This window comes from Segatella paludivivens DSM 17968 = JCM 13650 (assembly GCF_000373185.1).
In the GTDB taxonomy this organism is placed as follows: domain Bacteria; phylum Bacteroidota; class Bacteroidia; order Bacteroidales; family Bacteroidaceae; genus Prevotella; species Prevotella paludivivens.
The window spans coordinates 93,920-108,745 of sequence record NZ_KB890686.1; the positions used below are offsets into that span (position 1 = coordinate 93,920).

Genomic DNA, 14,826 nt, shown 5'->3' on the forward strand with positions numbered 1-14,826 from the left:
TTATATTTCTTATTTATCAAATCTTATAAAGATCACCTGCCTTCATCTTCAAGAACTTGTTGACAGACAGACTTGAACATATTGCTGTAATGATGATTCCAAACAAGAACACAGATATTGCGGTGATAGCAGCTATGTCCCATGTAACGACTGTCAAGACTCCTGGTTCGTAGCTATACAGTGCATATGCACATGCTCCCAAAACGCCAATAGCAACCAAAGCTGCAATCATACCGACCACGATGGCACGCACTACGAAAGGATAACGTATAAAGCTCCATGATGCTCCAACTAGTTTCATTGTATGAATTGAGAATCGGCGTGCATATATTCCAAGACGAACAGTATTGTTTATCAAAGAGAATGATACGAACGTGAGCAATACAGCCAATACAAAAAGTACCAGACTAATCTTTTGTAGATTATCATTCACACTATTTACCAATGCCTGCTGATATGTTATATCACCAACCTTAGGATATTTCTTCAGTTCTTTTGTAATCCATTTTAGCGAATCAGTATTGGCGTAGTCGCCTTTCAACTGAAGTTCTATTGAAGCAAGGAAAGGATTTGTGCCAATGAATTCAGAAGGGTCAGTTCCCATAGCCGCAGTCTGTTCCTTCAAAGCAGCTTCCTTGCTGATATATGTAATCTTCTTTATATACGGACGATGATGAATCATACTGCACAACTGCTGTGCCTCAGGATTTGTAATATCGTCCTGAAGCATCATTGTTACAACAAGATTCTCCTTAACATAAGTAGATAAGTTTCTGGCTGTAAGCACAGAAAAAACTACCATTCCCAACAAGACAAGCACCATTGCAGTGCTTATGCACAAAGTTATAACCTGCAATCCGTGACGACTGCGGGATGTTTTACGTTTCTTTCCCATTTAATAAAAGAGTGTATTACACCAAATATCTTGCAAAGATAGTGCAAAAGTGATGATAACACAATAGTTTAACAGCAATTAACTCTTAACAGAACTAAGTTTAGTCTATTATTTCCAAGGGTAAATCAGCCGGTCTGTATCATATCCTCTACGTGAAGCTTCAGATAATACCAATGCTAATTCTTCTTCTGATAATTCAGGTCTGCGTGAAAGTATCCATAAGTATTTTGAGGAGCTTCCGCCAACCAATGCCCATTTATAGTTTTCAGCTACAGCCAGCACTCTGTAATCTGAATAAAAGATCCAGAAGAAAGACACTCTTAGCAGTCCCGGAACAGAGGTTGTCTTTGCTTTTCCAACAGCACTCTTCACCCTACCTGTTTTTATGTCAACACCTGAATTTACAACTTTGATTGTTCCATTAGGATTAAGCGAATACTCTGCAATCGCATTACCAATGCCACGTTCAAAACGATTGTCAATTCTAGCAATCTCATACCATCTGCCTAGATACTTATCCAGTGCTAGAATTGGAACTGTAGTTATATCTGGTTTCATAAGCTGAATATATTTATTTTACTAAAATCATGACAGCAAGATGTTGCATCAATACGACGCAGTACAAGGTATTCCCGCAGCAATCACTCTATCGCGAATTGCATCTAATTCTTCAGGGGTAGCCTTTTCAAGTTTCTGATCAGGAGTCTCACGATCTATTGTGTATATCATAACCTCCTGAGGTTGAATACTTAACACTGCATCAAGCCAAGGTTTCACATATATTTCACCCGTGTTATCAACATCAACTCCGTCAATGGTCTTACCTTTTAAAAACATAGATTGTATTATCACATGTCCGTTGAAGAGTTTCAGGTCATCAATAATATTACTGATGTCATACGATTTTTGAGTAGGGCGATCTACACGTTGTATGTATGCTGGGTCGACCGTATCCATTTTAAGTATATTATTATCAACCAATAAAAGGGCTTCTCTTACCTTTTCTTTATTAATGAACGTACTGTTACTCAATACACTTATTTTTGCTTCTGGACAATATTGATTTCTAAGTTCTATTGTATCACATATAATATCATAGAAATCCGGATGAGCCGTAGGTTCTCCATTACCTGCAAAGGTAAGCACATCAGGGTGAACATTCTGCAAGTGCATTTCCTTCAGTTTTTTTTCCAGAGCTGAAGCTACTTCGCTTCTAGTTGGGCGTTTTTGCATAGGAATCCGTTGTTTGTTAAATCCACATTCACAGTAAATACAGTCAAATGTGCAAACCTTGCCGTCAGCCGGCATAAGGTTTATACCTAATGAAATACCAAGTCGGCGACTATTAATTGGGCCGAATATTGGTGAAGGATATATTACAGTACTCATATTATATTTTATTACCTGGGCATAGCCAACATATTAACTTTCCCATTTCTTGTATCTGCAAATATATAAAAACAATATTACTCAAACAAATATTTTATTGAAGTTTTAATTTATCCAAACTAATAAAGTTTAATAAGGCAATCACCAAACTGTATTTATTACATCAAAAACAAATATCCGACAGGAAGTGGAGAGAATACTCCCTGCCGAAATATTTGTCATTCATTTGCATGCAGGCTACACTGCATTACTTTGAATATTTTTGTTTATCAAATTATTCTTACAATCGTTTTTTAGCGTAAATTTATTACTTTTCAGCAATGTATCTAGTTTGCTGTTTTATATTAAGACGCAAATTCATCGAAAAAGTTGCACCGGCGTTGTATTTTTCTGTTTTTTTTGCAAGAATTTTTATACAAAGTCCAAGATATCGTCTTTTGTGAATAAAAAAACATAGTATATCATGTGATTCATTGGTATTACTCTTTGTTATATTATATATAAACTCCCCCCTGCGCTTTTGTTTTTTTAGCTACAAGGCTACGTTCTAGCTACAGCATTATTAAAAAGGCCGAAGTAAAAAACAACACAGACAAAAAGCATTCCCATATATATTGTACACGCGCACACTAAAGTTTTTCAAAAAACAAATGTCGAACTGTCGATTAGCTGAGTGCCAATAATTTAGATAGCTTTTGGGGCAAAAACAATTGTCGGTAATTTTTAAAAAAATAAAATCAGCTATCTTTTCATTAACATTGCATTTCTATATAGAAACGCATCTTACTGGAGTGTGAAAAAACGCCTCTGAATTATGAACTATTTTGCTTTTCATCGATAAAAGGCAGAAAAAGCCGTCCCTATACTGTCACTTATTTTTTTACATTATCAGTCGTATATAACTGATAATCAAGCGATAGACACATCGACACTATATTTATTAAAAAGCCTAGGTGATAGAATTAACTGGCATTCAATTATAAAATCGTTTCTACGACATAAAGTTTGCGTTACTACGACATAAAGTTTGCATTACTACGACATAAAGTTTGCATTACATCGATCAAACGTTTGCATTATATCGTCAAAACGCATTCCACATGAAAAATATTGGGGAATATCCTCAAGTAAATTATTTCTTAAAGCCTTAATTATAAAGATCCTTTATCCTTAGCATTTCTAGCATATTCAAATAATGCTAAAGGCAAATGACAATATCCATTCGGATTTTTATCTAGATAATCTTGATGATATTCTTCAGCTGCATAGAAATTTTGAAGGGCTTTAATTTCAACAGCTATTGGTTCGGATAATTCTTTTTGCTGTTGATTAAAAACTTTCTCTATGACAGGAAGCTGATCTTTAGATGTATAGTAGACACCTGTACGATATTGTGTACCACAATCACCACCTTGTTTGTTCACACTTACCGGATCAATCGCTTTGAAGTACATATTAAGTAAAAACTCAAGATTTATTTTCTTCTCATCATATTTAATATACACTGTTTCTGCAAAGCCGGTCGTATCAGTGCACACTTCTTTATATGTCGGATTTTCAGTATGTCCATTTGCAAATCCAACTTTTGTTTCCAATACTCCGTCTATTTGTTTGAAGAAATGTTCTGTTCCCCAGAAACATCCTCCGGCTAAATATATTTCTTTCATAATATACAAAGATAATAATTAGTTTTCAAAACATATAATATTTTGACTATTTTCCCAACAAATGAGGATTGCATAACTTAAAGAACTGTACTTAATAATAAGCCAACGTTCCTAAACTATACCGATCGGTGGTTTTAGAATTATCGTGAAAACAGTATTCTGTACCAACATCAATACAGAGCCGGCTGGATACTGTTTTCACGATCACCCGAGAATACGCAGAAGCGTTATTTTATATTTCCTACTTTGATAAGATACTCTGCAATCTGAACGGCATTCAGGGCTGCACCCTTACGGATCTGATCACCTGTTAGCCATAATGTATTTCCATTATCATCGGCTAGATCCTTGCGAACACGACCTACATAAACATCATCCTTTCCTGCACTTTCAAGTGGCATTGGATATACATAGTTCTGAGGATCGTCTACAAGAGTTACTCCAGGAGCAACCTCAAGAGCCTTACGTATTTCAGCAACATCTACAGGTTTTTCTGTTTCAAACCATACACTTTCAGAATGAGAACGAAGAGAACTTACACGTACGCAAGTGGCACTTGTGCGAACATCGCTGTGCATAATCTTACGAGTCTCGTTATACATCTTCATCTCTTCTTTTGTATAGTCAGTCTCTGTCATTTTATCAATCTGTGGAATCACGTTGTAAGCCAACTGATGAGGGAACTTATTAATAGTCTTAACCTCGCCATCCTCAACCAATTCCTTATATTGCTGCTGGAGTTCTGCCATTGCTGCAGCACCAGCTCCACTTGCACTCTGATAACTAGATATATGGATTTTCTTAATATGGCTGATATCCTCAATAGGCTTCAACACAACAACCATCATGATAGTTGTACAGTTTGGGTTTGCAATAATATTGCGTGGTCTGTCAAGAGCATCCTCAGCATTAACCTCAGGCACTACCAAAGGAACATCATTTTCCATACGGAAAGCACTTGAATTATCAATCATCACAGCACCATATTTTGTTATGGTCTCTGCAAATTCCTCAGAAGTTCCACCACCAGCAGATGTAAATGCGATATCAACATCTTTGAAATCATCATTATGCTGCAAAAGTTTAACTTCGTAGTCTTTTCCCTTAAAATTGTATTTACTTCCGGCACTGCGTTTAGAGCCAAATAAAACTAGTTCATCCATTGGGAAATTCCTTTCTGCAAGAATGCGTAGGAATTCCTGCCCCACGGCTCCACTTGCGCCAACAATTGCTACTTTCATATTGATATCTTTTAAAAAATTAATTTAATTTCAGATGCAAAAATACAACTTTTCATATTAATATCATTCAAAAGTGATATTTTTTTTGCACCTTTGCATTATCATTTATAAATCGTGCAGCTTTTATGCAAAATATATCGCAATATCTACCGATAACAGATCCGACGTGGATATTCTTCATCGTCCTATGTATCATTCTGTTTGCCCCTATCCTAATGGGCAAATTGCGTATTCCGCATCTCATAGGAATGATTCTGGCAGGAGTTATCGTCGGACCGCACGGTTTCAACATATTATCACATGACAGCTCGTTTGAATTGTTCGGTAAAGTAGGACTTTACTACATCATGTTTCTCGCCGGGCTGGAGATGAACATGGCCGACTTCAAGAAAAATAGAATAAAGACTTCAACACATGGTATTCTAGCATTCGCAATACCAATGATCATAGGTTTTGCGCTCAATACGTCGCTACTGAAATATGGAGTTCTTACATCAATACTTCTTGCAAGTATGTATGCATCGCATACACTCATAGCCTACCCTATCGTATTAAGATACGGATTGTCTCAACAACGAAGTGTTACAATTGCAGCCGGAGCAACAGCCATTACAGACACATTGACATTGCTTGTTCTAGCCATTGTCGGTGGGATGTTCAAGGGAGAAGTTAATGGCTTTTTTTGGTTTATGCTGGCAATAAAACTCTTCATCGTATTCTTTATCATCATATATTTCTTCCCACGAATGGCAAGATACTTCTTTCAACGATATGAAGAGAATGTTACACAATTCATATTCGTACTTGCAATGACATTTCTTGGAGCAGGAATGATGGCTTTTATAGGTATGGAAGGATTGCTCGGAGCATTTCTCACGGGACTAGTGCTGAACAGATATGTGCCAAACATATCGCCACTGATGACACACCTTGAGTTTGTGGGCAACGCGCTTTTCATTCCATATTTCCTTATCGGCGTGGGCATGTTGATTAACGTAAACATTATATTCGCAGGCTTCGGCACAATAAAGGTAGCAGGCGTGATGATTGCTGTGGCATTATCAAGTAAATGGATTGCGTCACTAGCCACACAAAAGCTATTCAACATGAAGAGCATTGAGCGCGAACTGATATATGGATTAAGCAACGCACAGGCTGGAGCAACTCTTGCAGCAGTGTTGGTAGGATACAATATAATTCTTCCCAACGGTCAAAGGCTGCTTAATGATGACGTACTCAACGGTACGATTATTCTGATTCTTGTGACATGCATATTCAGTTCGTTTACTACCGAAAGAGCTGCGCGCAAAATAGCACTTACAAACAAGAATAAGATTAACGAAGATAAAACTGCCGATGATGAGAAAGTTCTTATTCCTGTGGAACAAAAAGAAACAGCAAATGAACTGGTGAAGATTGGTATAATGATGAGAAACACCAAACTTAACAGAGGAATAATTGGACTTAACGTAGTTCTTGATGACCTTAATCTGGCATATAACCAAGAAAAAGGAAGAAACACGCTTGAATATATGGAGATGACAGCAAATGCTGCCAACGTGAGAATGATTGTACAAAGCAGAATTGCGACTAACATTAGTAACGGAATATCACATGCTTTTAAAGAATATGCAGCATCAGAAATCATAATGGGTATGCACGAATGCCACGGAAACTACAAAAGCTTCTGGGGAACCATAACGCAAAACCTGTTCAATGACATATCTAGACAGTTGATGATCGTAAGATGTCTACAACCAATCAACACTTTCAGAAGGATACAGGTGGCAGTACCAAAGAAAGCAGAATTTGAACCAGGATTCTACAGATGGCTTGAAAGACTGGCAAGACTGGCAGGAAACCTGAATTGCAGAATACAGTTTCACGGCAACAGAGGTACACTTTCGCTGATTAACGAATACATACAGAACAGACATACTGACGTTAGAGCGGAATATGTAGCCTTTGAAGATTGGGATGAGCTACCGAAATTGGCAATCAATGTCAACGATGATCACCTGTTTGTTGTAATCACAGCCAGAAAGGGAACTATATCATATATACCATCATTTGATTCCCTTCCAGAACAGCTTACCAGATTCTTCAACAGCAACAGTTTGATGATCATCTTCCCTGACCAATACGGGGATTCATCTGGAATGACATTCACGAAACTGCAACTTTCTGAAGAACATAGTCCATACCAGTTCTTCAGACAATGGATGATAAAGAATAAAAACAAGAATTAAATATAAATATTATGATAGATATCAAAGGCATAACAAAAAGTTTTGGAAGCCTACAAGTATTAAAAGGCATAGACTTACATATTAAAAAAGGCGAAATAGTAAGTATAGTCGGACCGTCTGGCGCGGGAAAGACTACTCTATTGCAGATTATCGGCACACTGGACAAGCCAAACAAAGGTACTATCACGATTGACGGAGTTGACGTAAGTACTTTGTCAACAAAGAAGCTCAGCGATTTCCGAAACAAGCATATTGGTTTCGTATTTCAGTTCCACCAGCTTCTACCAGAGTTCTCTGCTCTTGAAAACATTATGATTCCTGCATACATCGCTGGGAAAAGCAACAAAGAAGCAATGAAGAGAGCTAATGAACTGCTCGACTTCATGGGACTCAGCGATAGAGCTAACCATAAGCCTGCCGAGTTGTCAGGAGGTGAAAAACAACGCGTGGCTGTTGCAAGAGCTTTGATAAACAATCCAGCCGTTATCCTTGCGGACGAACCATCAGGTAGTTTGGATTCAAAAAACAAAACAGAACTACATCAGTTGTTTTTTGACTTGAGAGATAAATTCGGTCAGACTTTCGTCATAGTAACTCACGATGAAGGACTTGCTGAAATCACTGACCGCACAATACACATGAAAGACGGATTGTTAGATGATCAAGAGAATGTGGAGAATACCGAGAGTATAACCATTTAATTAACAAAAAGGCATAAGCCTCAGCACGCAAAGTGATTTGATGCTTATATCAAGTAAAACAAAAAATTATGTCAATAGAAATAAAACTTGGAGAATACAATCTCCTACGTGTAAAAGAAGAAGCACGCCGTGAAGGTTTCGGAGAGGTTTTCGGAATATATCTTGACGCAGGTCGCGAGGGAGAAATTCTAATGCCACAGAAATATGTACCTGAAGGAACTAAACCTGGTGACGAGATTGAATGCTTCGTATACCTTGATCAAGACGAAAGACCTATCGCTACAACAGAAAAGCCTTTGGCTAAGGTTGGTGATTTCGCATTTCTGGAATGTTCATGGGTGAATGAATACGGAGCATTCCTTAACTGGGGACTAACAAAAGATATTTTCTGTCCGTTCAGAGAGCAGAAAAAGCGCATGGAGATTGGTGATAGTTATATTGTTCACATACATATTGACGAAGACAGCTACCGTATTGTTGCCAGTGCTAAGATTGAACATTATATGAAAGAAACTGATGACACTTGCGAACTAAAAAGAGGTTCTGAAACAGACATTCTTATCTGGCAGAAGACTGACTTAGGTTTTAAGGTTATCGTAGACAATACATATCCAGGACTGATTTATGAAGATCAGATATTCAAGTATGTACACACGGGCGACCGCATGAAGGCATACGTGAGCAACATGCGACCAGACGGAAAGATTGATCTGACTTTGCAACCTTTAGGAATTGCAGCAGCAGAAGACTTTTCAACAACATTGCTTGACTATATTAAGGGTAATGATGGTCACTGCACTTTCAACGACAAGAGCGATCCTGAAGAAATAAAGCGCCAGTTCCACGTAAGTAAAAAGGTATTTAAGAAGGCAATCGGTGACCTTTATAAGAAGAAGCTGATAACATTAGCCAACGACGGTATTCATCTTGCATAAAGATTATACGCAAAGTATAAAAGACAACACCCCGATGCGGTAACTACTGCATCGGGGTTATTATTTATTTTTCATTCAAATCACCTCATCTTAATATAGGATGAAACAACGAATTAGTTACTTCTTATACTTATCTGTCTGTTGCTTGATCAAAGCAGCATCATTGAAGTAATCAATCTGCATTGCCTTTCTTACTTCGTCCATAGTCTGTGCAGCTGCAGCACGAGCTTCATCACTACCCTTCTTGAGGACATTGAAAATCTCAGGAATATCCTGTTCAAACTCATGGCGACGCTCACGAATAGGATCAAGCATACGATTGATTACATTATTTAGCAACTTCTTGCACTTCATATCGCCTACTCCACCATGGGTGTAAGCATCTTTTAGTGCATCAAGATTACTGTACTCTGGCCAGAAATCAGCAAAATCCTGATCTGTTGAGAATGCATCAAGATATGTGAATACAGCATTTCCTTCTACATGTCCAGGATCACTTAGATTGATATGAGTAGGGTCTGTGTACATACCCTTAACTTTCTTCCAAACAGCATCAGCATCGTCGCTAAGATAAATACAGTTGCCAAGGCTCTTGCTCATCTTTTCCTTACCATCAGTACCAGGGAGGCGACGAGATGTAGCATTCTCAGGCAACATGATGTTTGGCTCTACCAACACTTCACCATAAGTCTGGTTAAAGCGGCGTGCAAGTTCACGAGTGATTTCTATCATCGGCTCCTGATCCTCACCAGCAGGTACTGTTGTAGCTTTGAAAGCGGTGATATCTGCAGCCTGAGAAACAGGATAACAGAAGAACCCCATAGGAATATTGGCCTCAAAATTACGCATTTTGATTTCAGTCTTCACTGTTGGATTACGCTGTACACGAGATACGCTTACAAGATTCATCAGATAAGTTGTCAGTTCAGCCAATTCTGGAATCTGACTCTGAATGAACAAAGTACATTTTACTGGATCAAGTCCAGCAGACAAGTAGTCTAGAGCAACTTCAATAATATTCTGACGAATTTTTTCAGGGTTATCAGCGTTGTCTGTCAATGCCTGAACATCAGCCATAAAAACAAACATACGCTCAAAGTCACCTGAATCCTGAAGCTGAACTCTACGACGGAGACTGCCTACATAATGTCCAAGATGGAGCTTTCCTGTAGGACGATCACCGGTTAGTATTATTTTTCCCATTTTAGAATTCTGCAGTTTTTGGAGTACGTGGGAAAGGAATCACATCACGGATGTTCTGCATTCCTGTAACAAATAGAATAAGACGTTCGAAACCTAATCCGAAACCAGCATGAGGGCAACTTCCATACTTACGAGTATCAAGATACCACCACATGTCCTTCATTGGAATCTGTCTGCGTTCTATTTCACCTACCAACTTATCATAGTTCTCCTCACGTACAGAACCACCGATTATCTCACCAATCTGTGGGAAAAGGACGTCAGTACCCTGAACAGTCTTGTCATCCTCATTAATCTTCATATAGAAAGCCTTGATCTCCTTAGGATAATCTGTCATGATGACAGGCTTCTTAAAATGCTCTTCAACAAGGAAACGCTCATGTTCACTGGCAAGGTCAATACCCCAAGAAACAGGATTTTCAAACTTATGTCCTTTAGCGACTGCCTCTTCAAGAATCTTTATACCTTCTGTATAAGGAAGACGTACGAAGTCCTGCTTCAACACACCTTCAAGTCTCTCAATAAGTCCCTTATCAATCATCTTGTTAAGGAATGCCAAGTCATCCTTGCAATTATCAAGAGCCCAGCGTATACAATACTTTATAAAATCTTCCTCAAGATCCATAAGTCCTTCCTGTTCAAGAAAAGCAACCTCTGGCTCAATCATCCAGAACTCAGCCAAGTGACGAGGTGTGTTACTGTTCTCAGCACGGAATGTAGGACCGAATGTATAGATAGATCCCAAAGCTGTTGCACCAAGTTCACCTTCAAGCTGACCAGATACAGTGAGTGAAGTCATCTTACCGAAGAAATCATCATCATATTTGATTTTACCGTCTTCGTCCTTATCAAGATTGTATAGGTTCTTTGTCGTAACCTGAAACATCTCACCAGCACCCTCACAATCACTTGCTGTGATAAGAGGAGTGTTGAAATAGAAGAATCCATGATCATGGAAATATTTATGTACAGCTATTGCCATATTATGACGAATTCTGAACACAGCGCCAAATGTATTTGTACGCAGACGCAAGTGAGCATACTTGCGCATATATTCAAAACTCTGTCCCTTCTTCTGCATAGGGTAGTCTGAAGGACAAAGACCATATATTTCAATGTTCTTACACTGAATCTCTACAGTTTGTCCGGCGCCCTGACTCTCCACGACAATGCCATCAACACCGATGCAGGCACCTGTTGTGATGCTTTTTAGCTGTTCTTCATCCATTATAGATGGATCAACAACTATCTGAATATTGTTAATGGTAGAACCGTCGTTGAGCGCAATGAAATCAACAGCTTTGCTACTACGATGAGAACGAACCCATCCTTTTACGTTAATGTCTTTGCCATATTCAATGCTTTTGAGGGCATCGATAACTTTTGTTCTTTTCATTTAATTTTTATTCTATTATTCAAACATACCACTACGGAGCATTTCAACTTCCTGCTCTGTGAGGAAGCGCCAATCACCGCGACGTAAGTTTTTCTTTGTTAGACCGGCAAACTGTACACGGTCAAGTTTTACAACACGATATCCGAGACTCTCGAAAATACGACGAACGATACGATTCTTACCACTGTGGATTTCAACTCCAACCTGGCTCTTATCCATATCGTCAGCATATTCAATTGCATCTGCATGAATCTCTCCATCCTCAAGTTCTATACCGTCTACAATCTTCTGCAAATCCATTGCAGTTACGTTCTTGTCAAGATAAGCGTGGTAAACCTTCTTCTTAAGGAACTTAGGATGAGTAAGCTTACTAGCCAAATCACCATCGTTTGTGAGAAGAAGAACACCAGTAGTGTTTCTATCAAGACGACCTACAGGATATATTCGCTCAGGACAAGCATCCTTAACTAAATCCATTACAGTCTTGCGCTGCTGTGGATCATCACTTGTTGTAACATAATCCTTTGGTTTGTTGAGAAGTACATAAACCTTCTTTTCCAAAGATACAGGCTGCTCATGGAACTGAACCTCATCAGCACGCAATACCTTTGTTCCAAGTTCGGTAACAACTTTACCATTTACAGTAACAACACCTGCCTGGATGAATTCATCAGCCTCACGGCGTGAGCAAACTCCAGCGTTGGCAAGGAACTTGTTAAGACGAATTGGCTCGTTAGGATCGACATTCTCTTCCTTATACTCAATACGCTTTTTAAGACTGTATTTTGCATTTGGATCATAATCAGCTGTGCGAGGACGATAACCATCCTGCTGACCATAACCACCACGGTTATTATATCCACCGCGATTATTATTATATTCACCACGGTTGTTATTATAACCACCGCGATTATCGTAACCACCCTGCTGACCATAGCCACCACGATTGTTATTATATCCACCACGGTTGTTGTAACCACCTTGCTGACCATAGCCACCACGGTTGTTATTATATCCGCCACGGTTGTTGTAACCACCTTGCTGGCGTGGCTGATAACCACCTTGATTATCATCATTATTATAACGAGGGCGATAGCCACCTTGATTATCGTCGTTATTGTAACGAGGACGGTAACCACCTTGATTATCATCATTATTGTAACGAGGACGATAGCCACCTTGCTGCTGAGGACGATTATAACCGCCACGGTTGTAACCGCCTTGGTTGTCATCGTTGTTATATCGTGGACGATAGCCACCTTGCTGGCGTGGTTGATAACTGCGCTGTGGACGATCGCTGTTTTGCATACGATCACCTTGCAGACCTGAACCAAAACCTTCAGGGCGGAAACCACCATCATTATTATAACTACGATCAGTGCGTTCTGAGCTATAAGTGCGCTGACTGTGAATACGTGGACGCTGTGTGCGATTTCCAGTTTCATGATAATTGTTGGAATAATTTCCTGATGTTCGTGAGTAGCCCTCACGGGTGCCCTCATTCTGTTCTGTTGACAGATTCTGAGATTTGTTTTCTAATTCTGAATCCATTTTCTAAAAATTTAGTTAGCCTCGCGGCCTGGTTATTATTTTCAATTTAATAATTAATATCTAATAAACCTACATCTGGTTTTTATACACCAGTATAGTTGTGTGGAGTGATTGCCATAAGTTCGGCTTTAACACTGTCACTGACATTCAAATCCTTAATAAACTCATGGATTGTCTCCTCGGTCATCTTAGCATTAGTACGCGTAAGTGCTTTCAAAGCCTCATAAGGATGAGGATAAGCTTCACGGCGAAGTATAGTCTGAATAGCCTCTGCAACAACAGCCCAAGTGTTATCCAAATCTTCGGCTATCTTGTTTTCATTAAGGATAAGCTTACGCAATCCCTTCAATGTGCTTTGAATGGCAATGATACCATGTCCCAATGGTACTCCGATATTACGCAATACAGTGCTGTCTGTAAGATCACGCTGCAATCTACTAACTGGAAGTTTCTGAGCGAGGAACTGAAGTATCGCATTAGCAATTCCAAGGTTGCCTTCACTATTTTCATAGTCAATAGGATTAACCTTATGAGGCATTGCACTTGAACCAACTTCTCCTGCTTTGATTTTCTGCTTGAAATATTCCATTGAAATATACATCCAGAAATCACGATCCAAATCAATAATTATTGTGTTTATTCGGCGAATAGCATCAAAAATAGCACCAAGATAGTCATAATTACTAATCTGAGTAGTCCATTGTTCACGCTCTAATCCTAATTTTTCACTTACGAATTTGTTACCAAATGCTTTCCAGTCATATTCTGGATAAGCAACATGGTGAGCATTGTAGTTACCTGTTGCTCCACCAAACTTAGCGGTAATCTTGCAAGCCTTTAAACTATTAAGTTGTTCGGTGAGACGATATACATAAACCATGATTTCCTTACCCAAGCGAGTAGGAGATGCAGGCTGTCCGTGAGTTTTGGCAAGCATTGGAACATCTTTCCATTCGTCGGCATATTGCTGTAATACGGCAATAAGTTCTTCAACCTGAGGACAATAAACATCAGCAAGAGCTTCCTTAACAGTTAGAGGAACACTAGTATTGTTTATATCCTGAGAAGTCAATCCGAAATGTATGAATTCTTTGTAAGCATCCAAGCCACCTATCTTGTCAAATTCTTCCTTGATAAAATATTCAACAGCCTTTACATCATGGTTTGTTGTTTTCTCAATATCCTTTACACGAGCCGCACATGTCTCATCAAAGTTGCGATATATATCACGAAGTCGTTCAAAAAGAGTTTTATCAAAAGACGCAAGCTGCGGCAAAGGCAACTCACACAATGTGATAAAATATTCGATTTCTACACGTACGCGATAACGTATCAAAGCATACTCTGAAAAATAGTTTGCCAGCGGTTCTGTTTTACCTCTATAACGGCCATCGATAGGCGATATGGCAGTCAATAAATCAAGATTCATAACTATATTACGTAATAATATTATAATAATGTTGCAAAGATATAGATTTTATGTGAGACAAGTTAACTACGAAATGATAAATATCATTAAAAAGACTTCCATGGATAGTTTTAATGATTAATAAAATGGGCATATACAAAAAAAAGACTTAGGAAAAACCTAAGTCTTTT

At 38.7% G+C, this 14,826-nt stretch carries 12 protein-coding genes; 3 read left to right on the forward strand and 9 right to left on the reverse strand.

Going from position 1 to position 14,826, the window contains the following annotated elements:
* Window positions 1–16: 16 nt before the first annotated feature.
* From B045_RS0113865 to B045_RS0113885, 5 genes are all read right to left on the reverse strand, one after another.
* Window positions 17–895 (reverse strand): cell division protein FtsX, encoded by an 879-nt coding sequence (locus tag B045_RS0113865; protein ID WP_018464874.1) that lies wholly within the window; start codon window positions 893–895, stop codon window positions 17–19.
* A gap of 108 nt (window positions 896–1,003) precedes the next feature.
* On the reverse strand, window positions 1,004–1,453 hold the full coding sequence (locus B045_RS0113870; RefSeq protein ID WP_018464875.1) for a lipocalin family protein: 450 nt from the start codon (window positions 1,451–1,453) through the stop codon (window positions 1,004–1,006).
* 48 nt (window positions 1,454–1,501) lie between these two features.
* Complete coding sequence (locus tag B045_RS0113875) at window positions 1,502–2,284, reverse strand: radical SAM protein (RefSeq protein ID WP_018464876.1); 783 nt, start codon at window positions 2,282–2,284, stop codon at window positions 1,502–1,504.
* A 1,151-nt stretch (window positions 2,285–3,435) separates the two neighbouring features.
* A complete protein-coding gene (msrA, locus tag B045_RS0113880) occupies window positions 3,436–3,951 on the reverse strand; it encodes a peptide-methionine (S)-S-oxide reductase MsrA (RefSeq protein WP_018464877.1) in 516 nt (171 codons plus the stop codon).
* Between the two features lie 227 nt (window positions 3,952–4,178).
* Window positions 4,179–5,192 carry an aspartate-semialdehyde dehydrogenase gene (locus B045_RS0113885; protein ID WP_018464878.1) on the reverse strand — a complete coding sequence of 338 codons (1,014 nt, stop codon included), beginning with the start codon at window positions 5,190–5,192 and terminating at the stop codon, window positions 4,179–4,181.
* A 125-nt stretch (window positions 5,193–5,317) separates the two neighbouring features.
* On the opposite strand from B045_RS0113885, the gene B045_RS0113890 reads away from it, so the two are divergent.
* The 3 genes from B045_RS0113890 (at window position 5,318) to B045_RS0113900 (ending at window position 9,077) form a co-directional block, all read left to right on the forward strand.
* A complete protein-coding gene (locus B045_RS0113890; RefSeq protein WP_026234432.1) occupies window positions 5,318–7,441 on the forward strand; it encodes a cation:proton antiporter in 2,124 nt (707 codons plus the stop codon).
* Between the two features lie 11 nt (window positions 7,442–7,452).
* Window positions 7,453–8,142 (forward strand): ABC transporter ATP-binding protein, encoded by a 690-nt coding sequence (locus tag B045_RS0113895; protein ID WP_018464880.1) that lies wholly within the window; start codon window positions 7,453–7,455, stop codon window positions 8,140–8,142.
* A 68-nt stretch (window positions 8,143–8,210) separates the two neighbouring features.
* The gene (locus tag B045_RS0113900) at window positions 8,211–9,077 is read left to right on the forward strand and encodes a CvfB family protein (RefSeq protein ID WP_018464881.1); all 867 of its coding nucleotides are present in this window, start codon (window positions 8,211–8,213) and stop codon (window positions 9,075–9,077) included.
* A gap of 117 nt (window positions 9,078–9,194) precedes the next feature.
* Here the strand turns inward: B045_RS0113900 and trpS are convergent, their stop codons facing one another.
* The 4 genes from trpS to purB form a co-directional block, all read right to left on the reverse strand.
* The gene (trpS, locus tag B045_RS0113905; RefSeq protein WP_018464882.1) at window positions 9,195–10,280 is read right to left on the reverse strand and encodes a tryptophan--tRNA ligase; all 1,086 of its coding nucleotides are present in this window, start codon (window positions 10,278–10,280) and stop codon (window positions 9,195–9,197) included.
* A gap of 1 nt (window position 10,281) precedes the next feature.
* Window positions 10,282–11,676 carry an asparagine--tRNA ligase gene (gene asnS / locus B045_RS0113910; protein WP_018464883.1) on the reverse strand — a complete coding sequence of 465 codons (1,395 nt, stop codon included), beginning with the start codon at window positions 11,674–11,676 and terminating at the stop codon, window positions 10,282–10,284.
* Window positions 11,677–11,691: 15 nt separating this feature from the next.
* The gene (locus tag B045_RS0113915) at window positions 11,692–13,227 is read right to left on the reverse strand and encodes a pseudouridine synthase (RefSeq protein ID WP_018464884.1); all 1,536 of its coding nucleotides are present in this window, start codon (window positions 13,225–13,227) and stop codon (window positions 11,692–11,694) included.
* An 82-nt stretch (window positions 13,228–13,309) separates the two neighbouring features.
* Window positions 13,310–14,656, reverse strand: coding sequence for an adenylosuccinate lyase (gene purB / locus B045_RS0113920; protein ID WP_018464885.1), 1,347 nt, complete (start codon window positions 14,654–14,656; stop codon window positions 13,310–13,312).
* Between the last annotated feature and the right edge of the window lie 170 nt (window positions 14,657–14,826).

What these genes read in the sequence shown, in the direction of transcription:
- B045_RS0113865 (WP_018464874.1), bottom strand. Translation starts at nt 895, where the DNA reads ATGGGAAAGAAACGTAAAACATCCCGCAGTCGTCACGGATTGCAGGTT.
- B045_RS0113870 (WP_018464875.1), bottom strand. Translation starts at nt 1,453, where the DNA reads ATGAAACCAGATATAACTACAGTTCCAATTCTAGCACTGGATAAGTAT.
- B045_RS0113875 (WP_018464876.1), bottom strand. Translation starts at nt 2,284, where the DNA reads ATGAGTACTGTAATATATCCTTCACCAATATTCGGCCCAATTAATAGT.
- msrA (WP_018464877.1), bottom strand. Translation starts at nt 3,951, where the DNA reads ATGAAAGAAATATATTTAGCCGGAGGATGTTTCTGGGGAACAGAACAT.
- B045_RS0113885 (WP_018464878.1), bottom strand. Translation starts at nt 5,192, where the DNA reads ATGAAAGTAGCAATTGTTGGCGCAAGTGGAGCCGTGGGGCAGGAATTC.
- B045_RS0113890 (WP_026234432.1), top strand. Translation starts at nt 5,318, where the DNA reads ATGCAAAATATATCGCAATATCTACCGATAACAGATCCGACGTGGATA.
- B045_RS0113895 (WP_018464880.1), top strand. Translation starts at nt 7,453, where the DNA reads ATGATAGATATCAAAGGCATAACAAAAAGTTTTGGAAGCCTACAAGTA.
- B045_RS0113900 (WP_018464881.1), top strand. Translation starts at nt 8,211, where the DNA reads ATGTCAATAGAAATAAAACTTGGAGAATACAATCTCCTACGTGTAAAA.
- trpS (WP_018464882.1), bottom strand. Translation starts at nt 10,280, where the DNA reads ATGGGAAAAATAATACTAACCGGTGATCGTCCTACAGGAAAGCTCCAT.
- asnS (WP_018464883.1), bottom strand. Translation starts at nt 11,676, where the DNA reads ATGAAAAGAACAAAAGTTATCGATGCCCTCAAAAGCATTGAATATGGC.
- B045_RS0113915 (WP_018464884.1), bottom strand. Translation starts at nt 13,227, where the DNA reads ATGGATTCAGAATTAGAAAACAAATCTCAGAATCTGTCAACAGAACAG.
- purB (WP_018464885.1), bottom strand. Translation starts at nt 14,656, where the DNA reads ATGAATCTTGATTTATTGACTGCCATATCGCCTATCGATGGCCGTTAT.